The organism is Nocardioides daejeonensis (assembly GCF_003194585.1).
Classification (GTDB): Bacteria; Actinomycetota; Actinomycetes; order Propionibacteriales; family Nocardioidaceae; genus Nocardioides; species Nocardioides daejeonensis.
The window spans coordinates 811908-836777 of sequence record NZ_QHKZ01000001.1; the positions used below are offsets into that span (position 1 = coordinate 811908).

The following is a 24870-nucleotide window of genomic DNA, read 5'->3' on the forward strand; positions in this document are numbered from 1 at the left end:
AGTCTAGGTCGGCGTAGCGCAGATCACAGGTGCGGGTCGGGTGCCCGGCATGTCGAGACCGACGGCTAGCCTCAGGGCGTGCGTTCGCTGTCCTTCCTGCTCTCGCGGCGGTGGATCCTCTTCCTCGTTGCCGTCCTGCTGCTGGCGTGGGGTGCCTGGTGGCTCGGCGAGTGGCAGTTCCACCGCTTGGAGGAGCGCAAGGACCGCAACGCGATCCTCGAGCGCAACATCGACGCCGACCCGATGCCGGTGGAGCAGGTCTTCACGACCGACCGAGGACTCGCCGCTGCCCACCAGTGGCAGCGCGTCACCGCCACCGGTGAGTACGACGTCGCCAACACCGTCGTCGTCCGTTACCGGACTCGGGACGGCGCGTCGGGCATCGACGTCGTCGTGCCGCTGATCACCACCGACGGCACCGCGCTGATGGTCGACCGCGGGTGGCTGGCTACCGAGAACTCCGGCACTCGCCCCGAGCAGGTGCCCGAGCCACCGGAGGGCACGGTGACCGTCACCGGGTGGGCACGGCAGGACGCCACCGGAGACTCCACGAAGGTCAACGACCACTCCACACGCGCGATCAGCAGCACGAAGATCGCCGAAGCCACCGGCCTCACCGCCTATCAGGGCTTCGTGGACCTCACCGCGGAGGATCCGGGCCCCGCGACGACGCTCGAGCACGCTGAGCCGCCGGACCGGACGAACGGACCACACTTCTTCTACGGCCTGCAGTGGTGGTTCTTCGGGGTGCTGGCCATCGTCGGCTTCCTCTGGATGGCCGTGGACGAGTATCGAGGCAAGACCGGAAAGCGACCCGCGCGCACGCCCCGGGCGCCACGTCCGCGGCGCCCGAGGACAACAGCAGCAGAGCGGCTGGCCGCACGCCAGGCGGCGATGGGGGCCGGGCCAACGGCCTCCGCTCGCTCAGAGGGAGCGGAGGGCTCCCCCGTCGACGGGGACCAGAGCACCGCTCACGAATGACGCGGCCGGTGAGGCCAGGAACGCGGCGACCCGTCCGAACTCCTCAGGGCGCCCGTACCTGCCGAGCGGAATGAGCGCTTCGTGGGCGCTCCGGGACGCAGCGGCGTCACCGCTCTGTTCGTCGAGCTCCTGGACCCGGTCGGTAGCGATCCGGCCCGGCATCACGCCGTTCACCCTGATGCCGCGCGGGCCGAGCTCCCGGGCCAGGTCCTTGGCGACCATCGCCAGACCGGGGCGCAAGCCGTTGGAGACGGCGAGGCCGGCCAGCGGCTCCTTCACCGAGGTGGAGAGCACGAAGGTGATCGACCCGCCGTCGGCGAGCCTCTGCGCAGCTGTACGGGCGATGCGCAGCGCGCCGAGGAACACGGACTCGAAGCCGAGCCGCCACTGGTCGTCGGTGGTCCCGGTCGCGGTGCCGGGCGGCGGTCCACCCACGGAGATGACGACGCCGTCCAGGCGACCGAATCGACCCAACGCAGCAGAGACCAGCCGCTCCGCCGCGGCAGGATCGGCGTTGTCGGCGATCTGCCACGCCGCACGATCGCCGTGTCCGTCCGCCGCGGCCACCAACGACTCCGCTGTGCGGCCGGAGAGGAGCACACGCGCACCATCGTCGAGCAATGCCTGGGCGGTCGCGAGGCCGAGGCCGCGGCCGGCTCCCGTGACCAGGTAGGCGCGATCGGTCAGATGGAGGTCCATGCGGGCTCCTCGTGGAGGTCGTCGCGGAACTGCGTGCGGTAGAGATCTGCGTAGAGGCCTCCGCGAGCCAGCAGCTCCTCGTGGGTGCCCTGCTCGACGATCGTGCCGTCGTCGACGACCAGGATCGTGTGTGCGTGTCGCACCGTGGAGAGGCGGTGGGCGATCACCAACGAGGTGCGGCCGGCCAGCGCCACGTCGAGGGCCTGCTGCACAGCCGCCTCCGACTCGGAGTCCAGGTGAGCGGTCGCCTCGTCGAGCACCACGACTGCAGGTGCCTTCAGCAGGAGGCGCGCAATCGCCATCCGCTGGCGCTCGCCGCCGGACAGGCGGTGTCCCCGGTCGCCGACCACGGTGTCGAGACCGGCGGGGAGTGCCCGGACCAGATCTGCCACCCGGGCACCCTCCAGCGCCGCCCACAGCTCTTCCTCGCTGGCGGCCGGTCGGGCGTAGCGGAGGTTGGCCGCGATCGTGTCGTGGAACATGTGCGCGTCCTGCGTGACGTAGCCGACGGCATCCTCGAGATCGTCGAGAGCGAGGTCGCGCACGTTGACGCCACCGACGCGGACAGCGCCGCCCGTCGTGTCGTAGAGCCGGGCGACGAGGTTGGTGATCGTCGACTTGCCGGCCCCCGAGGGCCCGACGAGTGCGATCATCTGGCCGGGCTCGGCAGTGAAGGTCACGTCGCGGAGCACCTGTCCGGAGTCGTGGTGGTCGGTCCGGGCCACCTTCTCGAGCGAGGCCAACGAGACCTCGTCGGCACGCGGGTAGCGGAACGCGACGTGGTCGAACTCGACCTCGAGCGGACCACTGGGCAGCCGGCGCGGGTCAGCGGGGTCCACGATCGCCGACGGCAGGTCGAGCACCTCGAAGACCCGCTCGAAGCTGACCAGCGCCGTCATCACGTCGACCCGCACGTTGGAGAGGCCCTGCAGGGGGCCGAGCAGCCGCAGGAGCAGCGTCGCCAGGGCGAGGACGGTGCCGACCGACAGCTCCTGGTTGATCGCCATCACGCCGCCGACGCCGTACACCAGCGCGGTGGCAACCGCGGGCACCGTCGCCATCACGCCGACGAAGAGGCGGGTGAGCAGCGAGATCCGCACACCGAGGTCGCGGACGACCGCGGCCTTCGCGGAGAAGAGCCGATCCTCGGCGTCGCGACGACCGAAGAGCTTCAGCAGCATGGCGCCGCCGACGTTGAACCGCTCGGTCATCTGGTTGCCGAGGTCGGCGTTGCCGTCCATCTGCTCGCGGGTGAGACCGGCCAGACGGAGACTCACCCAGCGGGAGACGAGGAGCAGGACCGGGAACATCGCCAGGCAGACCAGTGTCACCTGCCAGCTGAGGGCGAACATCGCTGCCCCGACCACCACGACCGAGATGACGTTGGAGACGGCGCCCGAGAGCGTCGAGGTGAACGCACGCTGAGCACCGATCACGTCATTGTTGAGCCGAGAGACGAGCGCACCGGTCTGGGTGCGAGTGAAGAAGGCCAGCGGCTGTCGTTGCACATGTCCGAAGACCCGGGTGCGCAGGTCGAAGATGAGACCCTCGCCGATGCGTGAGGAGAACCAGCCGACCAGCACCGTCAACAGTCCGCCCAGGAGGGCCGTGATCGCCATGACGCCTGCCAACGTCACCACCAGGCGGGTGTCGCCGGCGAGGATGCCGTCGTCGACGACGCGCTGGACCAGCAGCGGGGTGACCACCACCAGACAGGCGTCGAGGACCGTGAAGAGGAGGAACCATGCGATCAGGCGCCGGTGCGGCCCGGCGAAGCCGACCACCCGTCGCAGTGTCTTGCGCTCGAGCTTCGTGCTCACCACGCTGCGGTCAGTACGCAGGTTGCGCCACGTGGCCCCCATGCCGCCCATCCCTGACATGGACCACCTCCTCACCTCAGGTCAAACGACATCAGAACACCGTGGGAGCCCACTTTGTTCCGACCACGCCGGCCCGGTGGTGCAAGCGGCGGCGCCTGTTGTGGTCGCTCTCAGGCGAGCGAGACGATGTCGGCGTAGTCGTCGGACCAGAGATCCTCGTCGCCGTCGGGCAGCAGCAGCACCCGGTCGGGCTCGAGCGCTCGGACGGCGCCCTCGTCGTGGGTGACCAGGATGATCGCACCCTCGTAGGTGCGGATCGCGGCCAGCACCTCCTCACGCGAGGCCGGATCGAGGTTGTTGGTCGGTTCGTCGAGCAGCAGCACATTGGCGCTGGACACCACCAGGCTTGCCAGCGCGAGCCGCGTCTTCTCGCCGCCGGAGAGCACCCCTGCGGGCTTGTGCACGTCGTCGCCGGAGAAGAGGAAGGATCCCAGCACGCTGCGCGCCTCGGTGTCGGTGAGCTGCGGAGCCGCGCTCTGCATGTTCTCCAGCACGGTGCGCTTGACGTCGAGGGTCTCGTGCTCCTGGGCGTAGTAGCCGATCTTGAGACCGTGACCGGGGATCACCTCGCCGGTGTCCGGCTGGTCGATCCCCGCCAGGATCCGCAGCATGGTGGTCTTACCAGCTCCGTTGAACCCGAGGATGACGACCCGGCTGCCGCGGTCGATGGCCAGGTCGACGTCCATGAAGACCTCGAGCGACCCGTAGGACTTCGAGAGCTCACGAGCGGTGAGCGGCGTCTTGCCACACGCCGCCGGGGCCGGGAACTTGATCCGAGCCACCTTGTCGGCCTGACGCTCGCTCTCCAGCCCGGCCACCATCTTCTCGGCCCGCTTCAGCATCGATTGCGCAGCCGAGGCCTTGCTCGCCTTCGCGCGCATCCGGTTGGCCTGGTCGGTCAGCGTCTTGGCCTTCGACTCGGCATTGGCTCGCTCGCGCTTGCGCCGCCGCTCGTCGGTCTCGCGCTGGGTCAGGTACGCCTTCCAGCCCATGTTGTAGGTGTCGATCGTGGCTCGGTTGGCGTCGAGGTGGAGTACCTTGTTGACCGTGGCCTCCAGCAGCTCGTTGTCGTGGCTGATCACGATCAGGCCGCCCCTGTAGCTGGCCAGGAATCCGCGCAGCCACACGACGGAGTCGACGTCGAGGTGGTTGGTGGGCTCGTCGAGCAGCATCGTCTCGGCGTCGGAGAAGAGGATCCGGGCCAGCTCCACGCGACGTCGTTGGCCGCCGGAGAGGGTCTTCAGGGGCTGGGTGAGGATCCGCTCCTCGATGCCGAGGCTGCTGGCGATCGTCGCCGCCTCGGACTCCGCGGCATATCCGCCGCCCGCATGGAGCTCGTTGTCAGCGCGGGCGTAGCGCTTCATCGCCCGCTCCGCGACGGCCGGGTCGGAAGAGCCCATGTCGCGCTCCGCATCACGGAGTCGGCGCACCACCTCGTCGAGCCCCCGAGCCGAGAGGATCCGGTCGCGTGCCAGCACCTCGGGGTCGCCCACCCGCGGGTCCTGCGGGAGGTAGCCCACCTCGCCACTGCGGGTCACCTGACCGCCAGCGGGCAGCGCCTCGCCGGCCAGGATCTTGGTGAGTGTCGTCTTGCCGGCACCGTTGCGCCCCACCAGCCCGATCTTGTCGCCCGCGGCGACCCGGAAGCTGACGTTCTCCATGAGGAGTCGCGCACCGGCCCGCACTTCGAGTTGCTGGGCAGTGATCATCAGGGCATCTACTCTACGGGTGGCCGGCTCCGCGCCGGCACTCGGTTCGGGATCGACGGAAGGCGCGCCACCATGCGGTTCAACCCCAAGGCCAACATCGGTTCCGGCCGGGTGAGCGACGCCGGCAGCGGGGGCGGCGGGGGCCGGCGGATGCCGATCCCCACCGGCAGGATGGCGGGCGGCGGCGGCCTGGGTCTGGTGCTGGTCATCATCATCTACGTGGTCTCCCAGATGATGGGCGGCGGAGGGAGCGGCGACAACGCTGCCCCCGGAGATCCGAACGCCTATGCGGACTGCCGGACCGGGGCCGACGCCAACAAGAGCGAGAAGTGTGCACGCAAGGCCGTCGCGCTCTCGTTGGAGAGCTTCTGGGCGGGCCAGGGCATCCGCGGCTTCCAACCGGCCCCGATCCAGACGTTCTCCGGCTCGGTCGACACCGCCTGCGGCAACGCGACCTCGGCTGTCGGTCCGTTCTACTGCCCCGGCGACGGCGTGATCTACCTCGACCCGACCTTCTTCGACGACGTCCTCGAGGGCCAGCTCGGCGGGAAGGGCGGCGACTTCGTCGAGCCCTACGTGCTCGGGCACGAGTACGGGCACCACATCCAGAACGTGACCCAGCAGATGCGCAACGTACGCACCCAGCAGGGCGAGAACAGCGATGCGGTCAAGCTCGAGCTCCAGGCCGACTGCTACGCGGGACTGTGGACCCGGGCCGCGTCCAGCACCACCGACGACTCTGGCGTCCGGATCTTCGAATCCATCGACCAGGGTGACATCCAGGAGGCCCTCGACGCCGCCTACACCGTCGGAGACGACCACATCCAGAAGGTCGCCGGACGCAGGGTCGACACCGGGCAGTGGACCCACGGCTCCTCCGAGCAGCGGATGCAGTGGTTCCGCCGCGGCTACGAGAGTGGCGACTTCGAAGCGTGCGACATCTGGCGCTGAGCGGAGCGCTCAGAGGAGGCGTTCGACTTCGGGGAAGAGGCGCTGCAGCGACCGGATGTACGGCGCCACGGCAGGGTGCCGGTACTTGGCTGCCAGCGCTCCCTCTCCCGCAGCGGCCCGGAAGAGCGCCCACTCGACGCGGTTGACCGCGGTGAGGACCGCGGTGACCCGGGCACCGTGCTCGACCTCGGCGCGTGTTGCGATGCCGTCCGGCAGCCCCAGCAGGTAGGCGTCGACCAGAGGCGTGAACTCCTCTCGCGCGCTCAGGGCGTAGTAGCCCAGGTCGGAGCCGACCGGGCCGTGACCGAGGCTTCCCCAGTCGATCGCCAGCACGTCGTCGCCCTCGCGCCCGAGGAGGTTCGCCGGCGTCGGGTCACCGTGCTGCACGACCTGCGGCAGGTCGTCCAGCTCGTCGAGCAGCGTGAGCTGACGCGCCCAGAGCCGGTCGGCGACGTCCGCCACCGTCGTGCGGGCAAGGGTCCGCCAACCACCGTTGTGGGCCACGCGACGCATCCGGTCCCGCAGCTGATTGCGGGCTGCCTGCTGGTAGTGGAGCCGCTCGCCTGCGAAGCGGCCCAGACACCGGGCCACCACCAGGCCGTTGTTGGCGGCGTCCTCCACCCAGGGCTGGATGATCGTGATGCCGTCGTCGTCCTCGTCGACAGCGGAGCGCCCCGGCGCCCGAAGCCCGGTCGTACCCTCGACCAGGCCCGCGGCCTGCACATCGGCGTCGCGGCGCCACCAGGCGAAGTGATGCGGGTCGGAGAGCTCGCCCGGATCACCGGGCTGAGGAGCCGCCAACCGCTTGACGACCACCGGCTGCTCCCCCAGCACTGCCCGCCATACCCCCAGGGTGCACGGTCCCCGACCGCCGGGGAGCGCGTGCCATCCGGGTTGCGGGCGCCACATGGCGCCATGGTGACACGCTCCGGCCGCGCCGTCAGCCGTTCGACACGCACGCGCGTCTGCGCGCCGCCGCAACGTCATGCCTTCGGCGCGACGCATGCCGCCCGGCCCGGAGGTCAGAGATGTTCGCGGATCGCCTCGACACCGGCGTGGGCGCGGGGACCGTCCGAGCCCTGGAGCGCCATCACCGAGCACGTGGTGCCGTCGGCGAGGTCGAGCACGGCCCACGGGGCGCCGCGCGGCAACCGGACCGCGATCACCTGCGCCCACTCGAAGTCACGGCGCTTGTAGCCGTTGACGACCACCAGGCCCTGGTCACTGACCTCGACACGCGCGCGCAGCAGTGCCCAGAAGACGGAGGCTATTCCGATGCCCAGGACGATCGCCGTGATCCGCTGGAAGAGGTCGAAGTCCTCCTGCACCGACTCCGGAAGCAGCACCCACACAGCCACGAAGATGACGAAGAGGAAGACGCCTCCCGTGATGCCGACGATCCTGACCCCCAGAGGACGCCAGGTGCGCGGCCGGCCGGCGGCCTCAGAGGCGGCAGGCATGGATATCGGTGAGCAGGATGCCGCGCGCACCCAGGTCGTAGAGCGCATCCATCAGACGCTGGGCGCCGTCGCGCGGGACCATGGCCCGCACCGCGACCCAGCCCTGTCGATGAAGTGGCGAGACGGTCGGGCTCTCGATGCCCGGCGTGAGGGCGACCGCGTCACTGACGTGCTCGCTCTTGATGTCGTAGTCCATCATCACGTAGGAGCGCGCCACCAGCACGCCTTCGAGGCGGCGCATGAAGACCTCGTAGCCCGGGTGCTGGTCGGCGCCCGGCCGGTCGATGAGCACCGCCTCGGAGTTGAGGATCACCTCGCCGAAGGTCGCCAGGCCGGCGGCACGCAGCGTGCTGCCGGTCTCCACGACATCGGCGATCACATCGGCCACCCCGAGCTGGATGCTGGTCTCGACCGCGCCGTCGAGACGGGTCACCGACGCACCGATCCCGCGTTCGGCCAGGAACCGCTCGACGATGCCGACGTACGACGTCGCGATCCGCAGACCTTCGAGGTCGCCCAGTGCCTGGTAGCGACCCGCCGGCGCCGCGAAGTGGAACCGGGAACGGCCGAAGCCGAGGCCGCGCACCTCATGGGCGGCAGCACCGGAGTCGAGGAGCAGGTCGCGGCCGGTGATGCCCACGTCGAGCGTTCCTTCACCCACGTAGAGCGCGATGTCGCGGGGCCGCAGGTAGAAGAACTCGACGTTGTTCTCCGCGTCGGTGAGCGCCAGCTCCTTGCTGTCGCTGCGCTGGCGGTAGCCGGACTCGCGCAGCATCTCGGTCGCGGCCTGCGACAGCGCCCCCTTGTTGGGTACGGCGATCCGCAGGAGGCCGTTGGGCGTCTCGGTCATTCGTGGGTTCCTTAGAGGTGTGCGTAGACGTCGTCGAGGGTGAGGCCGGTGGCGATCATGAGCACCTGCGCGTGGTAGAGCAGCTGGGAGATCTCCTCCGCAGCCGCCTCCTTGCCCTCATGCTCGGCAGCCATCCAGGACTCGGCAGCCTCCTCCACCAGCTTCTTGCCGATGGCATGGACGCCGGCGTCGAGCTGCTTGACCGTGCCGGACCCCTCGGGGCGGGACCGGGCCTTCTCGTTGAGCTCGGCCCAGAGTTCCTCGAACGTCTTCACGTGCACCAACCCTACGGCTCCTCCCCGGCCGGCGCGTGCCGGGTCCGGGGAGCAGGATCCTCAGAGCTGGGACTCGATGAAGCCGCGCCGGATCTTGCGCAAGGTGGTGGCGGTGACCAGCGCAGCCGACGTGGCCTCCCAGCCCTTGTCCTCACGGGAGTCGGCGAGGCCCGCCCGGTCGAGGGCCTGCTCCTCGTTGTCGCAGGTGAGCAGGCCGAAGCCGATCGGCACGCCCGTATCGATCGCGACGCGGGTGAGACCGTCGGTCGCCGCGTTGGAGACGAACTCGAAGTGCGGCGTACCGCCACGGATCACGACGCCGAGGGCGATCACCGCGTCGTAGGAGGCGGCCAGTGCGTTGGCGACCACCGGCAGCTCGAAGGCTCCCGGGACGCGCACGACCACGGGCGCCTCGACGCGGTAGGCCTTGAGGCAGCGTTCGGCGCCGTCCAGCAGGCCGTTCATGACGGTCTCGTGCCAGCTCGCCGCCACCACGGCCACCCGGAGGTCGTGGCAGTCGATCGGCTTCTCGTCAGGGGCTCCGGCTCCACTCATGTCTGCTACTCCTCGTCGTGGGTCTGGCCCGGCTCGAAGCCGAGATCAGGTAGTTGGTGTCCCATCCTGTCGCGCTTGGTCAACAGGTAGGCCAGGTTGTGGTCGTTGGGATGCGGGGTGAGGGGCACCCGCTCAGCGACCCGGACACCGTAGTCCTCGAGGTTGCTGACCTTGTCGGGGTTGTTGGTCATCAACCGCACGTTCGTGACGCCGAGGTCGCGCAGGATCTGCGTTGCGGTGCCGTAGTGGCGCGCGTCCGCGGGCAGGCCGAGGTCGAGGTTCGCGTCGACCGTGTCGCGGCCGCCGTCCTGCAGCTGGTATGCCTGCAGCTTGGCGACCAGCCCGATGCCGCGCCCCTCGTGGCCGCGCAGATAGACCACGACGCCGCGACCCTCCTTGGTGATCTGCTCCAGCGCCTCGTCGAGCTGCGGGCCGCAGTCGCATCGGTAGGAGCCGAAGACGTCCCCGGTCAGGCATTCGGAGTGGACCCGGGTGAGCACCGGCTCGTCGCCGCTGACGTCACCTGCAACCAGCGCGACGTGCTCGCTGCCGTCGATGGTGATCCGGTAGCCATACGCGGTGAAGTCGCCGGAGCGCGTGGGCAACGTCGTCACGGCGACCCGCTCGGCCAGATGCTCGGTGCGCCTGCGGTAGCGGACCAGGTCCTCGATCGAGATCATCGCCAGGCCGTGCTCGTCGGCGAACGCGCGCAGCTCGGGCGCACGCTTCATCGTGCCGTCGTCGTTGACGATCTCGACGAGCACACCCGCCGGCGTCAGGCCAGCCAGCCTGGCGAGGTCGACCGCCGCCTCCGTGTGGCCGCGGCGCACCAGGACCCCACCCTCGCGGTAGCGCAGCGGGAACACGTGCCCGGGGCGCGTCAGCTCCCACGGCTCGGTCGCCGAGTCGGCCAGCACCCGCGCGGTGCGGGCCCGGTCGGCAGCCGAGATGCCCGTGCTGACGCCGTCACGCGCGTCGACGGAGAGGGTGTAGGCGGTCCGCAGCTTGTCGCGGTTGTGCGGCGTCATCAGGGGGATCTCGAGGCGGTCGAGCATCTCCCCCGGCATCGGCACACAGATCACGCCGCTGGAGTGGCGGATGGTGAATGCCATCAGCTCCGGCGTCGCCTTCGATGCGGCGAAGATGATGTCGCCCTCGTTCTCACGGTCCTCGTCATCGACGACGACCACGGCCTTGCCCGCGGCGATGTCCTCGATAGCGCGCTCGACCGGGTCGAGACGGACGCTGGCGTGTTCGGTCATCGGTTGACTCCTGCTGTTGTGATGCTGTGGTTTCGGGAAGGGACGGCTCTCACGGACGTAGCCGCTCGACGTACTCCGGACGGAGCAGGCGTTCGACATGCTTGGCGATCACGTCGACCTCGAGGTTGACCCGGTCGCCGACCGCCCGGAAGCCGAGCGTGGTGCGTGCCAGGGTCTCGGGGATCAGGCTGACGGTGAAGGACGTGTCGCCCGCCTCCACGACGGTGAGAGAGATGCCGTCGACCGTGATCGACCCCTTGTCGACGAGGTAGTGAGCGAGGTGCTCGGGCAGGGAGATCTCCACGACCTCCCAATGCTGGCTGGGCTCGCGGCGCAGGAGCGTGCCTACGCCGTCGACGTGCCCCTGCACGATGTGGCCACCGAGACGCTTGTCCGCTGTCACTGCACGTTCGAGGTTGACCCGGTCGCCGGCGGCAGCGCCAAGGAGCGAGGTCTTGTCGAGCGTCTCCTGCATGACGTCGGCAGTCCACAGGTCCGCCACCCCGCCAGGGGTGCTGGAGCCTGTTGAGACCACCGTCAGGCAGCAGCCGTTGACCGCGATCGAGTCGCCCAGGTGTACGTCGTCGAGCACGGTCTCGGCGCGGATCGTGAGCTGGAGGGCGTCCCCCTGAGGGACGATGTCGACGACGGTGCCGAGCTCCTCGACGATGCCGGTGAACATGATCACTGCTCCTTCGTTGCGGGCGGTTCGGGCGAGAGGGTGAGACGAATGTTGGGGGCGCTGTCGGGCGCCTCGAGGATGCTGATGTCGGTGACTTCCAGGTGCCGTGCGTCCGCGATCGTGTCGATGCCGAGGTCAGCGACTGCCGCACGACCGGAGCCCAGCAGCATCGGGGCCAGGTAGCAGACGACCTCGTCGACGAGGCCGGCGCGCAGGAAGGCAGCGGCCACGGTCGGTCCACCCTCCAGGAAGAGATGGCGTGCGTCGCGCGCCCACAGGGCAGCCAGCACCTCCCTCGGGTCATGGGTGCGCAGGTGCAGGGTCTCGGCGCTGTCGTCCAGGACGCGGCGGCCGGCGGGAATGTCTCGCTCCCCCATCACCACCCGGAGCAGCTGCCGGGGCAGCGGCCGATCCTGTGCGTCACGCACCGTCAGGGCAGGATCGTCGTCGATCACCGTGCCGGTGCCGACCAGGATCGCGTCGGCGTCGGCACGTAGCCGGTGCGTGTCCCGGCGCGCCTCGGGCGAGGAGATCCACCGGCTGGTGCCGTCGCCAGCTGCGCTCCGGCCATCGAGAGTGGCGGCGAACTTCCAGGTCACGAAGGGACGGCCGAGCTCCATCGCTCGGCTCCAGATTCGATTGAGCACGCGCGACTCCTCAGCCAGGAGTCCGGACTCCACCGTGAGCCCCGCTGCGCGGAGCCGGGCTGCGCCACCCTGCGCGGTCGGGTTCGGGTCGGATTGGGCGAAGACCACGCGGGCCACGCCTGCCTCGATGAGCGCCTCGGCGCACGGACCGGTGCGTCCGGTGTGGTTGCAGGGCTCCAAGGTGACGAGGGCCGTCGTACCCCGTGCGGCGGAGCCGGCCGCCGCCAGTGCCTCCACCTCAGCGTGCGGCGTTCCGGCACCCCGGTGGTAGCCCTCGGCTACCACCCGCCCGTCCCGGGCCAGCAGGACGCAGCCGACCCGCGGGTTGGGGCCGAGCGGCACGCCGGGAGTGGCCGCGAGCTCGAGGGCACGCCGCATGGCGCGCACCTCGCCGGCGTGGAACTCCCCTGCGCTGGTGGCCACCGCCTCGCCTCTCTGGTCCGGTCGCGGACTCTGGGGCGTAGTGGGCGTGGCCTGCCGTGTCGACACGGCTGGTCATCGCATTGCTCTTCCCATCCGGACTTTGACCGTCGGTCCAGGAGTTCCACCTGGTCAACCGGTCACTGGTTGTGACCGGGTCGCGGACTTTCACCGCCGGCTCGGAATTTCACCGACCCCAGAGCACGCGAGTTGAAAACTCGTCGACCACATCCTGCCATAAGCCCCCGCACCATCGTGCGCACCCCGTCCGGTGGGTGGCCAGCAGGGTCTAGGTGTTCCGCACCCGCTCGGCCCGCGCGCGGAGCTCGGCCACCATCCGGTCCGGGTCGTCTGCGGAGTAGACGGCAGAGCCGGCCACGAAGACATCGGCCCCGGCCTCGGCGCAGCGTTCGATCGTCTCGAGCGAGACTCCGCCGTCGACCTGAAGCCACGTCTCGACGCCGTGCTTGTCGAGCAACGCCCGAGCCCGACGGATCTTGGGCAGGCACAGGTCGAGGAACCTCTGGCCACCGAACCCGGGCTCGACAGTCATGATCAGCAACATGTCGAGTTCCGGAAGCAGCTCCTCGTAGGGCTCCACCGGCGTCGCCGGCTTGAGCGCCATCGAGGCACGCCCGCCCTGCGACCGGATCTCCCGCGCAAGCCGCACCGGAGCCGCCGCGGCTTCGGCGTGGAACGTCACCGAACCACAGCCGGCCTCGACGTAGGCCGGAGCCCAGCGGTCCGGGTCGGCGATCATCAGGTGGGCGTCCATCGGCAGGGCGCTCGACTTCGCCAGCGACTCGACCACGGGCAGCCCGAGCGTCAGGTTCGGGACGAAGTGGTTGTCCATGACGTCGACATGGACCCAGTCGGCGCTGCCGATCCGGGCCACCTCCCCTGCCAGGTCGGCAAGGTCGGCGTTGAGGATGCTGGGGGTGATCTGGATGCCCACGGGCGACCACCCTATGTCACGCCGAGGGCAGCGCCACCGAGAGCATGAACGCGCAGCGGGTCTGCGCGTGGACGGCGTGGATCGCGTCAGGGATCGGGATCAGCTCGCCCTCCCGCAGCACCGCCACCTCCCCTTCCCAACGCAGCTCCAGCTCGCCACGCAGGACCTGGAGAACAGCGGGACCGGGCGCCTTGTGATCGGCCAGCTCGCGCCCCGTGTCCAGCGCCATCACTACCGTCCGCAGGCCGCTGCCATGCACGATGGTCCGGGCCGTGCGGCCGGAGGCGTGGTTCCCGAGGTCACCCACCAGCTCCGCGGCGACCCGGGTCAGGTCCACCCGTCCGTCTTCCTTCGCGCTCATCACTCCTCGCTCTCCCCGGGGTCAGCCGCCCCGGACGTCTCGTCGCGCTCGGCCCACTCGAGCAGCGGCGCGATGTCGAACACGCGGTCGTCGATCTCCGCGTGCAGATCGCCGAGTCGCTCGAAGCGCTCCGGCATGGTCAGGATCGTGAAGTCGTCAGGCTCCGCCTCAGCGATCTCGCTCCACGCCAGCGGCGCCGAGACACGAGCCCGAGGCACCCCACGCACCGAGTACGCCGCCGCGATCGTGTGGTCGCGGGCGTTCTGGTTGTAGTCGACGAAGAGCCGGCCCGGATCGCGGTCCTTGCGCCACCAGGCGGTGGTGACGTCCTCGGGTGATCGGCGCTCGACCTCGCGGGCGAAGGCGAGAGCGGCGCGGCGTACCTGCTTGTGGTCATGGTCGGCGCGGATCCGCACGTAGATGTGAAGGCCAGCACCGCCGCTGGTCTTGGGGAACCCGGTCGCGCCGAGCTCGTCGAGCACCTCATGGGCGACCCCGGCCACGCGGCGTACCTGGGCCCAGTCAGACTCCGGACCGGGGTCGAGATCGATCCGCCACTCGTCCGGCCGTTCCGTCTCAGGACGCCGGCTGTTCCAGGGGTGGAACTCGACGGTGGACATCTGCGTCGCCCAGATCACGCTGCCGAGCTCGGTGACGCAGAGCTCGTCAGCGGTCCGGTTCCAACGCGGGAAGTGCAGCTGGACCGTCTCCACCCACTCCGGCGCGCCCGCAGGGAGTCGCTTCTGGTGCACCTTCGGTCCGCCCAGTCCCTTCGGATACCGGTGCAGCATGCAGGGCCGCTCGTAGAGTGCCCGGACGATCCCGTCGCCGACGGCAAGGTAGTAGTCGACGAGGTCCATCTTGGTGGCCCCGATCTCGGGGAAGTAGACGCGATCGGGGTTGCTGATCCGGATCACCCGGTTGTCGACCTCGACCTCCACCGCCTCCATGCGCCGAGGGTAGCGCCAGCGGCGGTGCCGACGTCGCCTACCTGCGCCGTCCCGGTCGGCTGCGGCCAGGGAAGTGCTGATCAGTGTCGCCGTCGCGCAGCAGACGAGATTGATCAACGGTTCCTAGGGCGTACGGCGCAGGAGAGCGAGGAACATCGCGTCGGTGCCGTGCAGATGGGGCCAGAGCTGGAGGGTCCGGGCGCCCGCCTCGACGCCCCCGGGCAGGCACAGCCGCGGGCCGCGACTCGGCGGTGCGTCCGTGCTCCGAAGCGGCGCGAGGGCAGTGTTGTCGCGGAGATCCTCCAGCTGTACGTCGGCACGCTCGGCAAGCACCTTCTCGACGATCTCGGCGGTCTCGGCCAGCACCGGTGAGCAGGTGGCGTAGAGGAGCAGGCCGCCAGGACGGAGCGCCTCCAGGCCCGAGCGCAGCAGGTCGGCCTGCAACGCGACCAGCCCGGGCAGGTCGTCGGGGCGACGGCGCCAACGGGACTCGGGCCGTCGGCGCAGCGCACCGAGTCCGGAGCAAGGCGCATCCACGAGCACACGGTCGAAGGTGCCCGCCGGCCAGGCCGGCCTGGTGCCGTCTGCTGCGATCACGCCACGTACTCCCCCGGCCACCGCGCGGACGGCACGTCCGACCAACCCGGCACGGTGCGGTTGGCGTTCGACGGCGAGCAGACGAGCGCCACGCTGGGCCGCCAGTGCGGCGGAGAGGCCGGCCTTGCCGCCGGGGCCGGCGCAGAGGTCCAACCAGTTCTCGTCGCGGCCGCCGAGCCGGGCGGCCGCGAGCGCGGCGGCGACCAGCTGGGAACCCTCGTCCTGGACGGCCGCTCGCCCCTGTGCCACGGCAGGAATCTCCCCCGGATTGCCTCCCGGCAGTGCCCATGCCCACGGCGACCAGCGCAGCCGCGCAGCCCCGAGCTGCTCCATCTCCTCAGGCGCGCAGACGCCCGGGCGCGCCACCAGGGTGACCGCAGGGGCATCGTTGTCGGCCGCCAGCAGGGCCGGGAGCTCGGTCGCAGCGCCGCCGCACGCCTGCCAGGCGGCCGCCAGCCGCTCCACGACCCACATCGGATGCGAGGTGCGCAGCGCCAGGGCTGTCGGGTCGTCTCCGGGAGCGATGATCTCCAGCCACTCGGCGAGTGGCCGGGCGGCGACCTTGCGGAGCACGGCATTGGCGAAGCCGGCCGGACCAGGACCGACCCGCGCTCGGGTGAGCTCCACCGATGAGCTGATCGCGGCGTGGTCAGGCACCCGCATGGCCACGAGCTGGTGCACCCCCAGCCGGAGCACGTCCAGCAGCCGACGGTCGGTCTTCGCCAACGGACGGTCGATGCAGGCCGCCAGGATCGCGTCGTAGGTTCCCTGGCAACGGATCGTCCCCGAGGCGAGCTCGGTGACGAAGGCTGCGTCGCGGCCGGTCAGCCCGGCACGAGAGAGCGTCGCGGGCAGCACGAGGTTCGTATAGGCATCGTCCTCGCGCACGGCCGCAAGGACGTCGTACGCCGCCAGCCGCGGCGCGTCGATCCGACTCCGTCCCTGCCGAGAGCGGCCGCCAGTGGGCCGACGGCGCGCTTCACTCATCGTCACTCTTCGGCTCGGCCTCCAAGAAGCCGCGCCGCAGCTTGCTGGGCGCCATCCGCAGCCAGGAGTCGGTGATCACCTCGCGCAGCTCGGCGACCGTGACCTCACCGAGCCGTGACTGCTGGACGAGGAAACCGTCATGGCCGTCGAAGTGCGGAATCGTGAAGAACGGGCCCGGACTCTCGACGACGCCTGCCTTCGCGCCCTGGTCGGCGGCGAAGAGCACGAGCAGGTCGTCGTACGGCTCGCCCGTGGCGGGATCGACGTCGGCCGCCCGCGCCGGACGGAAGATCAGGAATCCCTTCGGCTTCGCCTTCGTCGCCGGATCGGAGACGAAGTAGGTCGGTGCCGAGCCCCAGCTCGTGCCGAAGGTGACATGAGGCAGCGACCGGCAGATCGCGTCGACGTCCTCGGGCGTCGCCGCACGGTCGTCCACAGCATCCTCGGCAGCCATGTCAGTTCCCGAAGCGGGTTCCCGACTCCACCCGTGCGCCTCGCGCCCAGTCGGCCGCGCCCATCTGCTTCTTGCCGAACGCCTTCACCTCGCCGAGCCGCACCGCGTGCGTGCCGGTGCCGACCAGGACCTCGTTCTTGCCGACCGTGAGCTCACCGGCCGGCAGCGCCACCTCGGGGACCAGCTCGACCCGGCCCATCTTGAACCGCTCGCCCTCCAGCGTCGTCCAGGCCCCCGGGAACGGCGAGCAGGCGCGGATCCGTCGGTCGACTGCGACAGCCGGCTCACTCCACTGGACCTGTGCGTCCTCGGTCAGGATCTTGGGTGCGAAGGAGACGCCGTCGCTGGGCTGCTCGACGGCGACCAGGCTCCCGTCGGCGATGCCGTCGAGGGTGCGCACCAGCAGGTCGGCGCCGCCGTCGGCCAGCCTGCCCAGCAGGTCGCCCGACGTGTCGCTGGGCTGGATCCGCTCGGTCATGACGCCGTACGTCGGCCCCGCGTCGAGCTCCTTCACGATCCGGAAGGTGGTCGCGCCGGTGATCTCGTCGCCCGCCCAGATCGCATGCTGCACCGGCGCGGCGCCGCGCCATGCCGGGAGGCACGAGAAGTGCAGGTTGATCCAGCCGTGCTCAGGGATGTCGAGCGCCGACTGCGGCAACAGCGCACCGTAGGCGACGACCGGGCAGGCGTCGGGGGCGAGCCCACGCAGCTCTGCCTGGAACTCCGGATCCCGCGGATGGTCGGGCTTCAGCACCGGCACCCCGAGCTCCTCGGCGGCCTGGGCGACCGGCGAGGCCACCAGCCTGCGTCCGCGGCCGGCAGGCGCGTCGGGACGAGTCACCACTCCGACCAGGTCGTGAGCGGAGTCGGCGATCGCCCGCAGTGCGGGCAGGGCGACCTCGGGGGTACCGGCGAAGACGACACGCATGCTGTGATGTTCCTCAGATTCCGAATCCGTTGGTGGGGTGGGGCGAGAGCTTCACGACGGGCCTCTCCTGGCCGAACCACGCGGAGTCCCGGATCTCCTTCATCGCCGCCTTGCGGGCCTCGGTATCGAGGCGATCGATGAAGAGTACGCCGTCCAGGTGGTCGGTCTCGTGTTGGATCGCGCGTGCCAGATAGTCAGATCCCTCGATCGTGACCGGCTCGCCGTGCATGTTGAAGCCGGTCGCGACGACCCGCAGGGCGCGCAGGCAGTCGTAGGTGAGCTCGGGCAGCGAGAGGCAGCCCTCCGGTCCGTCCTGCGTCTCCTCCGAGAGGTCGAGCGAGGGGTTGATCAGATGCCCGACCTCGCCGTCGACGTTCCAGGTGAAGACGCGGAGGCTCACGCCGATCTGTGGAGCAGCGAGGCCGGCTCCCGGAGCCTCCAGCATCGTGTCGGTGAGGTCCTGCACGAGCGTGCGCAGTTCTCGGTCGAACGTGGTGACCTCGACCGCGCGACTGCGCAGGACGGGGTCGCCGAACAAACGGATGGGCTGGATGGCCACGCTGCTCCTCGGGGCTGGACAGGCGGCACAGTCTAGTCCGAGGTCAGAGGGTGATCGGATCCACCTGCACGCGGACAGGATCCAGCTTGCGGGCCGAACGGACCTTCTGCAGGTCGAGCAGCGCCTTGCTCAGCGCACCACCGAGATGCCGTGGCACGCGGAGCACCATGCGCTCCACGTCGGTGTCGCGGGACGGCACCGGCACGGGACCGAGGATGTCGGCGCCCTCGGGGAGCTCCAGCACCAGCATCGCGTCGGAGACCGCACCCGGCGGGCCCTCCAGGGTCGCCATCCGGCTGGCGGGGGTGAGCCGGGCCGAGCGGCGCTCCTCCAGCTCGCGTGCGGCGTGACCTGCCGGATCCCAGCGCACCAGCGCCTGCAAGCCCGGCAGCGACGGATCGCCCACCGCCAGCACCCGACCGCCGGGCGCGACGAGCGCGGCGGCGTTGAACCAGCGTCGAAGCGCCTCCTCCTCGGCACGCAGGTCATCGCGTCCCAGGAGCAACCAGGTGTCGAGCAGGATCACCCCGCGATAGCCGCTCTCGGCCACCGGCTCCGCCCCGGGCGTCGCCACCACCAGCGCCGGTTGCGGGCCGACGCGATCGATCACACGCTGTGCCGAGGAGCTCCGCACGGTGGCGCCGGGGAAGGAGCGCCCCAGCTCCTCCGCGGTACGGTCCGCGCCGCGCACCGGCGCCCGCAGCCCGCGGTGACCGCACTCGGGGCAGGCCCACTCGGGAGAGTGCTCGCCACACCAGAGACAGCCTGGCGCAACCTCCGGCCGGGCCTGGCTCAACGGACCGTGGCAGGCCCGACAGCGGGCCGGCGTACGGCACCGCTCGCAGGCCAGCCGTGCGGCGTACCCGGACCGCGGCGTCTGCACCAGTACCGGGCCCTCGCCTAGCCCGGAGCGGATCAGCGCGTGGGCCTCGGCGGGGATCCGCGCGGCGGCATGGAGGGGATCGCGCTCCCGACTGTGGTCGCTGGCGCCGGTGACTCCGACGCGTACCGCGGCGCGCACCTGCTCCCGGGGCGCCTGCACCGGGTGCGCCCAGCCGGTCCGGAGCAGGTACTCCCCCTCAACCGTGCGCGCATGCCCGGCGACCAGCGCCGCCGTCGACTCGTGCTGGGCGCGCAGGAGCAGCACCTCGCGCACGTGAGGGTACGGCGCCCGCGGCTCGGCATGCAGGTCGTCACCGTCGTCCCAGATCACCACGAGGCCGAGATCGTGCACCGGCGCGAACGCGGCAGCCCGGTTGCCGACCACGATCCTGCGCTCCCCCCGGGCGACGGCGAGAAAGGAGCGATAGCGGGCCGCCGGCCCCTGCTCCGCGGTCAGGACGACATGCTGGCCGGCTCCGAGGAGCTCGGTGAGCGCCTGGTCGAGCCGGTCGACATCCCGCGCATCGGGGACGCAGGCCAGCGCTCCCCTCCCGCCGGCGTACGCCGCCCCGATCGCCTCGGCGAGCAGCCGCGGCCAGGACGCCGCGGGTGGCACGGCCAGCACCGCGCGGGGGCTCCCGTCGGTGCGCAGCGCCGCTAGGAACTCGCTGCCGTGCTCAAGCCCCGCCCACGCCTCGTCGACGGCGCCGCCCTGCAGCACCGGAGGTGCCGGGCCCAGGTGCGCTGCCTTCTCGGTCGTGGCATGGCGGGGCGGGACGGCGAGCCGGAGCACGTCGGCGCGGGTGCCGGCATAGCGCTCCGCCACCAGATGGCTGAGCTCAGCGACCGCCGGACTCAGGACCGGCTCACCGCTCACGACCCGCCGTAGCGGTTGCAGCCGGCCCTCGTGCTCGCTGGCCGCGACCCGACCGACGATGAAGCCGTCGACGTCATTCCCGGCGAAGCGGACCTTCACCCGTGCCCCCGGAGCCGCCTGCTCCGCCATGCTCGCGGGGACCAGGTAGTCGAACGGCCGGTCGAGGTGAGCCAGCGGCAGATCGACCAGCACCTGGGCAACCGGACGGTCAGCAGCGATCTCCACACCGGACCGCGCCGGCGCACGCCGCAAGCCAGCCCGCACCATGCCCGGCAGCAGTTCCTGCTGCGTCCGCTCCTGACTCATGCGGCAATTCCTACCAGTCGCGCCAGACACACCCCGCGCTGTCGTCGTACAAAATCCCCGCCCGGGCGGGGAACTTGTCACTTGTCGGCCGTAGCAACGGTGACTAAGCGACAGATTCCCCGCCCGGGCGGGGAATTGCCAAGGCTGGAACAGTTCCAGAAAGAGCAGATCAGGCGGAGACGGCGGCCTTGAGCTGGTCGGCGCGGTCGGTGCGCTCCCAGGTGAACTCGGGGAGCTCACGACCGAAGTGGCCGTAGGCGGAGGTCTTCGCGTAGATCGGGCGGAGCAGGTCGAGGTCGCGGATGATGGCGGCCGGACGCAGGTCGAAGACCTTGAGCACGGCTTCCTGGATCTGCTCGTCGGGCACGGTGCCGGTGCCGAACGTCTCGATGAAGACGCCGACCGGGTGCGCCTTGCCGATGGCGTAGGCGACCTGCGCCTCGCAGCGACGGGCGAGTCCGGCCGCGACGACGTTCTTGGCTACCCAACGCATCGCGTAGGCGGCCGAGCGGTCGACCTTCGAGGGGTCCTTGCCGGAGAAGGCGCCACCGCCATGGCGGGCCATGCCGCCGTAGGTGTCGACGATGATCTTGCGACCGGTCAGGCCAGCGTCGCCCATGGGACCGCCGACCACGAAGCGGCCGGTCGGGTTCACCAGCAGGCGGTAACCCTCGGACGGGATGTCGAAGCGAGCGAGCACCGGGTCGATGACGTGCTTCTTGATGTCGGGCTGCAGCGTCGACTCGAGGTCGATCTCCTCGGCGTGCTGCGTCGAGAGCACGACGGTGTCGATCCGCACCGGACGGTTGTTCTCGTCGTACTCGATGGTGACCTGGGTCTTGCCGTCGGGCCGCAGGTAGTCGAGGGTGCCGTCCTTGCGCACCTCGGTCAGGCGCTCGGCGAGCGACTGCGCGATCTTGATGGGCAGCGGGAAGAGCTCCGGCGTGTCGTCGCAGGCGTAGCCGAACATCAGGCCCTGGTCGCCGGCGCCCTGACCGTCGAGCTCGTCGGCGGAGGCCTCGACGCGCGCCTCGTGCCCGGTGTCGACACCCTGCGCGATGTCGGCGGACTGGGAGCCGATCGCGACCTGCACACCACAGGTCAGGCCGTCGAAGCCCTTGTCGGAGTGGTCGTAGCCGATCTCGATGATCTTCTCGCGCACCAGCTGGGCGACCGGCGCGTAGGCGTTGGTGGTCACCTCGCCCGCCACGACGACGAGGCCGGTGGTGAGCAGGGTCTCCACGGCGACGCGTGACTTGGGGTCGTGCTCCAGCAGATAGTCCAGGACCGTGTCGCTGATCTGGTCAGCGATCTTGTCTGGGTGACCCTCGGTCACGGACTCGGAGGTGAAGAGGCGTCCAGCCACAGTCGTACTCACTCCCAACAGGTGTGTTCGGTGTTACTGCGTCGTGCAACGATAGCCGCGCCTCCCGGTTACGATCCGGACGTCCACGCCTCGGCCCCCGCCCTGCTCAGGGTCGGCGTCAGCCCAGCCGAGCAGCAACCTGGTCCCAGATCGCGTGCGCGACCTCGGTCTTGCTCCCCCGCGGGACCGGCACCTCGTCGCCGTCGGCCGCCAGGATGACCGCCTCATTGTCGGTGGCGCCGAAGACCGCGCCACCGCTGACGTCGTTGACGACGAGCAGATCGCAGCCCTTCCGGGCCAGCTTCGCCCGGGCGAGGTCGAGGACCGAGCCGGTCTCGTCGCCGGTCTCGGCGGCGAAGCCCACCACGATCTGGCCGTCGCGGAGCCGCTCGGTGGAGAGCTCCTTGAGGATGTCGGGGTTCTGGACCAGCTCGACGACCGGCGCGGAGCCGTCGGCGGCCTTCTTGATCTTCGCGGTCTCGCTGTGCACCGGCCGGAAGTCGGCCGGAGCCGCGGCCATGACGACCGCGTCCGCACCGGCGGCGGCACGGAGCACGGCGACCCGCAGCTCCTCGGTCGTCGTCACCGGCACGACCTTGGCTCCGGCAGGCTCCGGCAGCGAGACATTGGCGGCCACCAGGGTGACCTCCGCTCCACGAGCGAGTGCCGCCCGGGCCAGCGCGTGCCCCTGCCGGCCCGAGGAGCGGTTGCCCAGGAACCGCACCGGGTCGAGGAACTCCCGCGTGCCGCCGGCGGAGACGACCACGTGGCGACCGGCCAGGTCCTGACTGACCCGGCCCCGGGCGAGCACGTCCATGGCCAGGTCGACGATCTCGAGCGGCTCCGGAAGCCGCCCCTTGCCGGTGTCCTTGCCCGTCAGCCGGCCCTCGGCCGGCTCCATCACCTGGCCGCCGCGCTGGCGCAGCGCGGCCACGTTGGCCTGGGTGGCCGGGTGCTCCCACATCTCCGTGTGCATGGCCGGCACGAAGAGCACCGGGCAGCGGGCGGTGAGCAGGGTGTTGGTGAGCAGGTCGTCGGCGAGGCCGTGCGCGGCCTTGGCAAGGAGGTCGGCGGTCGCCGGCGCGACGATCACGAGATCCGCCTCCTGGCCGATCCGGACGTGCGGCACCTCGTGCACGCCGTCCCAGACCTCGCTGGAGACCGGCTTGCCCGAGAGGGCGGCCCAGGTGGGCGCACCGACGAACTCGAGGGCCGCCGCCGTGGGCACGACGGTGACGTCGTGCCCGGACTCCTTGAGGCGCCGCAGCACCTCACACGACTTGTACGCCGCGATCCCGCCGGCGACGCCCAGGACGATCCTCATGGATGTCCGCCGAAGGTCACTCGGCCGGGAAGGCTGCTTCGGCGGCGGCCTGAGCGGCGGCCTCTTCGGCGGCGAGCTCGGCCGGGTCGATGTCTTCGCAGGTCAGCAGGTCGTTGTTGATCTCGCGGAGCGCGATCGACAGCGGCTTCTCCTGCACGTGGGTGTCGACCAGCGGGCCGACGTACTCCAGGAGGCCCTCGCCGAGCTGCGAGTAGTAGGCGTTGATCTGCCGGGCGCGCTTGGCGCTGTAGAGGACGAGCTTGTACTTCGAGTCCGTCTTGGTCAACAGTTCGTCGATGGACGGGTGGGTAACACCCTCACCGGTGGGGGCAGACACGTGCAGAGGCCTCACGTTTCGCTTGAGATGGGTTGGAGCTGGGCCGGGAGACTGACCAGGAGATCAGACAGGCCGCATCAAGGTTAGCAACTGACCTGCGGCTTCACGAACTTCGTGGTTGACGATGGCCACGTCGAACTCGCTCTCCGCGGCCAGTTCGACCCGCGCGCTGGCCAGCCGACGCTCCCGTTCCTCCTCCGATTCGGTGCCCCGGCCCACCAGGCGGCGTACCAGCTCCTCCCAGGAGGGGGGCTTGAGGAAGACGAAGAGTGCCTCCGGCATCGAGGCCTTCACCTGCCGGGCGCCCTGGAGGTCGATCTCGAGCAGCGCCGGCCGACCGGCAGCCAACGCCTCCTCGACCGGACCTCGCGGCGTGCCGTACCGCGCGGCCGAGTGCACGACGGCCCACTCCAGCAGCTCGCCCTCGGCGATCATCTCGTCGAAGCGCTCGTCGGAGACGAACCAGTAGTGCACGCCGTCGATCTCACCGGGCCGCGCGGGCCGGGTGGTCGCCGACACGGAGATCCACACCTCTGGATGCTCCTCGCGGATCACGTTCGCCACCGTGCCCTTGCCGACCGCCGTCGGGCCGGCCAGCACCACCAGCCGGCTGGGCGCCGGTTTGTCCTGCTCTGTCATCGCGTGGTCAGCCGCGCGAGGAGAACTCGGCCTCGAGGGCGGCGATCTGCTTCACCCCGAGGCCGCGCACGCGGCGGCTCTCGGCGATGTTGAGCCGCTCCATCAGCTGGCCGGCACGCACCTTCCCGAGTCCGGGCATCGCCTGCAGCAGGTCGATCACCCGCATCTTGCCGATGACCTCGTTGACCTGGCCCTCGCGGATCACCTCGGTGATGGAGGCGCCCGAGTGCTTGAGCCGGTTCTTCACCTCGGCCCGCTCCCGTCGCGAGGCAGCGGCCTTGTCCAACGCCGCCTGGCGTTGCTCGGGGGTCAGCGGGGGCAGTGCCACGGGTGGGGTCCTCGTCCTTCGGCATCGAATGGCGGTGTCGGCTCACCCTAGTCACAGCCGCGGAGCCCCGGCAACGCCGGGTCGCTCGCTGTGAGCCTGCGTCGATCGTCAGAGGATCTGGGTCCGGCAGACGTCGAGCGCCTGCTGGGTGATGCCCTGGGCTGCCGCCTGCGTCTGGGGGCTCCGAGCGTTGCGTACGGCGCCGAGCACGCGGGCCCGCTCCTCCTCCGACAGCCGCTTCGGTACGCCGTCGCTCAGCTCCTCGGGAGTCACCTTCGCCTCGGCCAGCACGTCGCGCAGGTTGCGCAGCGCGCCCAGATAGGTCTGCCACTCGTCCTTGAGGTCGCTCGGTGCCTGCTCGGCGAGCTCCTCCAGGACCGGCAGCGCCTTCAGGAAGGCGGAGGCACCTCCCTCGTCGGCCGTGCGGGTGAGACCGGTCGAGGCATCCTTGACCGCGGCGCAGTAGTCGGCGCGCTTCTCCTCCGCGCTCTTCGAGCAGGCGCCGAGGCCGAACAGCAGCGTCAGGATGAGGACGGCCGCGAGACGCCGAACGGGCGGCGCGTTGCCTGCGAGGCCTGCCGAACCGCTGATCGTCCTCGCCCGCTGTGCACCGCGACGCGACATCGGTCAGCACCTCCCTGGCTTCGTC

General features: G+C 70.5%; 27 protein-coding genes and 1 riboswitch. Of the genes, 2 read left to right on the top strand and 25 right to left on the bottom strand.

The genetic code is table 11. The features are described 5' to 3' along the window. Positions 1–78 precede the first annotated feature (78 nt). Positions 79–981 carry an SURF1 family cytochrome oxidase biogenesis protein gene (locus DNK54_RS03905; protein ID WP_110205597.1) on the top strand — a complete coding sequence of 301 codons (903 nt, stop codon included), beginning with the start codon at positions 79–81 and terminating at the stop codon, positions 979–981. On the opposite strand, the gene DNK54_RS03910 is transcribed toward DNK54_RS03905, so the two are convergent. The 3 genes from DNK54_RS03910 to DNK54_RS03920 form a co-directional block, all read right to left on the bottom strand. After that, the gene (locus tag DNK54_RS03910) at positions 925–1680 is read right to left on the bottom strand and encodes an SDR family oxidoreductase (protein ID WP_110205598.1); all 756 of its coding nucleotides are present in this window, start codon (positions 1678–1680) and stop codon (positions 925–927) included. The two genes, DNK54_RS03905 and DNK54_RS03910, sit on opposite strands and share 57 nt — an antisense overlap. Beyond that, positions 1665–3560: an ABC transporter ATP-binding protein gene (locus tag DNK54_RS03915; RefSeq protein WP_110205599.1), complete on the bottom strand. Its 1896-nt coding sequence runs from the start codon at positions 3558–3560 to the stop codon at positions 1665–1667. The genes DNK54_RS03910 and DNK54_RS03915 overlap by 16 nt, the downstream gene beginning before the upstream one ends. Before the next feature lie 110 nt (positions 3561–3670). Next, on the bottom strand, positions 3671–5269 hold the full coding sequence (locus DNK54_RS03920) for an ABC-F family ATP-binding cassette domain-containing protein (RefSeq protein WP_110205600.1): 1599 nt from the start codon (positions 5267–5269) through the stop codon (positions 3671–3673). Positions 5270–5341: 72 nt separating this feature from the next. Between DNK54_RS03920 and ypfJ the strand changes: the two genes are divergently transcribed. Then, the gene (gene ypfJ / locus DNK54_RS03925) at positions 5342–6220 is read left to right on the top strand and encodes a KPN_02809 family neutral zinc metallopeptidase (RefSeq protein ID WP_110205601.1); all 879 of its coding nucleotides are present in this window, start codon (positions 5342–5344) and stop codon (positions 6218–6220) included. A gap of 9 nt (positions 6221–6229) precedes the next feature. Here ypfJ and DNK54_RS03930 read toward each other — a convergent pair whose 3' ends face one another. The 22 genes from DNK54_RS03930 to DNK54_RS04035 all read right to left on the bottom strand — a co-directional run bounded on the left by DNK54_RS03930 (position 6230) and on the right by DNK54_RS04035 (position 24845). Further along, on the bottom strand, positions 6230–7129 hold the full coding sequence (locus DNK54_RS03930; protein ID WP_110205602.1) for a phosphotransferase: 900 nt from the start codon (positions 7127–7129) through the stop codon (positions 6230–6232). Positions 7130–7242: 113 nt separating this feature from the next. Further along, a complete protein-coding gene (locus tag DNK54_RS03935) occupies positions 7243–7680 on the bottom strand; it encodes a PH domain-containing protein (protein WP_162602294.1) in 438 nt (145 codons plus the stop codon). Next, positions 7664–8530 (bottom strand): ATP phosphoribosyltransferase, encoded by an 867-nt coding sequence (gene hisG, locus DNK54_RS03940; RefSeq protein ID WP_110205604.1) that lies wholly within the window; start codon positions 8528–8530, stop codon positions 7664–7666. The genes DNK54_RS03935 and hisG overlap by 17 nt, the downstream gene beginning before the upstream one ends. Positions 8531–8541: 11 nt before the next feature. Beyond that, positions 8542–8805, bottom strand: a complete 264-nt coding sequence (locus tag DNK54_RS03945; RefSeq protein WP_110205813.1) for a phosphoribosyl-ATP diphosphatase — start codon at positions 8803–8805, stop codon at positions 8542–8544. A 60-nt stretch (positions 8806–8865) separates the two neighbouring features. After that, on the bottom strand, positions 8866–9360 hold the full coding sequence (gene ribH / locus DNK54_RS03950) for a 6,7-dimethyl-8-ribityllumazine synthase (protein ID WP_110205605.1): 495 nt from the start codon (positions 9358–9360) through the stop codon (positions 8866–8868). 5 nt (positions 9361–9365) lie between these two features. Further along, positions 9366–10622 carry a bifunctional 3,4-dihydroxy-2-butanone-4-phosphate synthase/GTP cyclohydrolase II gene (locus tag DNK54_RS03955; protein ID WP_110205606.1) on the bottom strand — a complete coding sequence of 419 codons (1257 nt, stop codon included), beginning with the start codon at positions 10620–10622 and terminating at the stop codon, positions 9366–9368. A 49-nt stretch (positions 10623–10671) separates the two neighbouring features. Then, the gene (locus DNK54_RS03960) at positions 10672–11304 is read right to left on the bottom strand and encodes a riboflavin synthase (RefSeq protein WP_110205607.1); all 633 of its coding nucleotides are present in this window, start codon (positions 11302–11304) and stop codon (positions 10672–10674) included. A gap of 2 nt (positions 11305–11306) precedes the next feature. Continuing rightward, the gene (ribD, locus tag DNK54_RS03965) at positions 11307–12329 is read right to left on the bottom strand and encodes a bifunctional diaminohydroxyphosphoribosylaminopyrimidine deaminase/5-amino-6-(5-phosphoribosylamino)uracil reductase RibD (RefSeq protein ID WP_110205814.1); all 1023 of its coding nucleotides are present in this window, start codon (positions 12327–12329) and stop codon (positions 11307–11309) included. Between the two features lie 123 nt (positions 12330–12452). Beyond that, positions 12453–12578, bottom strand: a riboswitch (FMN riboswitch). Between the two features lie 82 nt (positions 12579–12660). Beyond that, positions 12661–13326 (bottom strand): ribulose-phosphate 3-epimerase, encoded by a 666-nt coding sequence (gene rpe, locus DNK54_RS03970; protein ID WP_110205608.1) that lies wholly within the window; start codon positions 13324–13326, stop codon positions 12661–12663. A 16-nt stretch (positions 13327–13342) separates the two neighbouring features. Beyond that, complete coding sequence (locus tag DNK54_RS03975; protein ID WP_110205609.1) at positions 13343–13687, bottom strand: cupin domain-containing protein; 345 nt, start codon at positions 13685–13687, stop codon at positions 13343–13345. Beyond that, on the bottom strand, positions 13687–14637 hold the full coding sequence (ligD, locus tag DNK54_RS03980) for a non-homologous end-joining DNA ligase (RefSeq protein WP_110205610.1): 951 nt from the start codon (positions 14635–14637) through the stop codon (positions 13687–13689). Before ligD ends, DNK54_RS03975 begins: the two co-directional genes overlap by 1 nt. Positions 14638–14760: 123 nt before the next feature. Further along, entirely contained in the window at positions 14761–16221 is a 1461-nt protein-coding gene (locus tag DNK54_RS03985) for an RsmB/NOP family class I SAM-dependent RNA methyltransferase (protein WP_110205611.1), read from the bottom strand. Next, entirely contained in the window at positions 16214–16675 is a 462-nt protein-coding gene (locus DNK54_RS03990) for a hypothetical protein (protein ID WP_110205612.1), read from the bottom strand. The genes DNK54_RS03985 and DNK54_RS03990 overlap by 8 nt, the downstream gene beginning before the upstream one ends. Position 16676: 1 nt before the next feature. Then, positions 16677–17603, bottom strand: coding sequence for a methionyl-tRNA formyltransferase (gene fmt, locus DNK54_RS03995; protein WP_110205613.1), 927 nt, complete (start codon positions 17601–17603; stop codon positions 16677–16679). Positions 17604–17616: 13 nt separating this feature from the next. Then, on the bottom strand, positions 17617–18162 hold the full coding sequence (gene def / locus DNK54_RS04000; RefSeq protein ID WP_110205614.1) for a peptide deformylase: 546 nt from the start codon (positions 18160–18162) through the stop codon (positions 17617–17619). Positions 18163–18205: 43 nt separating this feature from the next. Next, positions 18206–20227: a primosomal protein N' gene (locus DNK54_RS04005; protein WP_110205615.1), complete on the bottom strand. Its 2022-nt coding sequence runs from the start codon at positions 20225–20227 to the stop codon at positions 18206–18208. A 169-nt stretch (positions 20228–20396) separates the two neighbouring features. Then, a complete protein-coding gene (gene metK, locus DNK54_RS04010; RefSeq protein WP_110205616.1) occupies positions 20397–21593 on the bottom strand; it encodes a methionine adenosyltransferase in 1197 nt (398 codons plus the stop codon). 118 nt (positions 21594–21711) lie between these two features. Then, positions 21712–22917, bottom strand: a complete 1206-nt coding sequence (coaBC, locus tag DNK54_RS04015; protein WP_110205617.1) for a bifunctional phosphopantothenoylcysteine decarboxylase/phosphopantothenate--cysteine ligase CoaBC — start codon at positions 22915–22917, stop codon at positions 21712–21714. A gap of 16 nt (positions 22918–22933) precedes the next feature. Further along, complete coding sequence (gene rpoZ / locus DNK54_RS04020) at positions 22934–23254, bottom strand: DNA-directed RNA polymerase subunit omega (RefSeq protein ID WP_110205618.1); 321 nt, start codon at positions 23252–23254, stop codon at positions 22934–22936. Between the two features lie 63 nt (positions 23255–23317). After that, positions 23318–23893: a guanylate kinase gene (gene gmk / locus DNK54_RS04025; RefSeq protein WP_110205619.1), complete on the bottom strand. Its 576-nt coding sequence runs from the start codon at positions 23891–23893 to the stop codon at positions 23318–23320. A 7-nt stretch (positions 23894–23900) separates the two neighbouring features. Then, the gene (mihF, locus tag DNK54_RS04030) at positions 23901–24221 is read right to left on the bottom strand and encodes an integration host factor, actinobacterial type (RefSeq protein WP_110205620.1); all 321 of its coding nucleotides are present in this window, start codon (positions 24219–24221) and stop codon (positions 23901–23903) included. Between the two features lie 108 nt (positions 24222–24329). Further along, positions 24330–24845, bottom strand: a complete 516-nt coding sequence (locus DNK54_RS04035) for a hypothetical protein (protein WP_110205621.1) — start codon at positions 24843–24845, stop codon at positions 24330–24332. Positions 24846–24870: the final 25 nt, after the last annotated feature.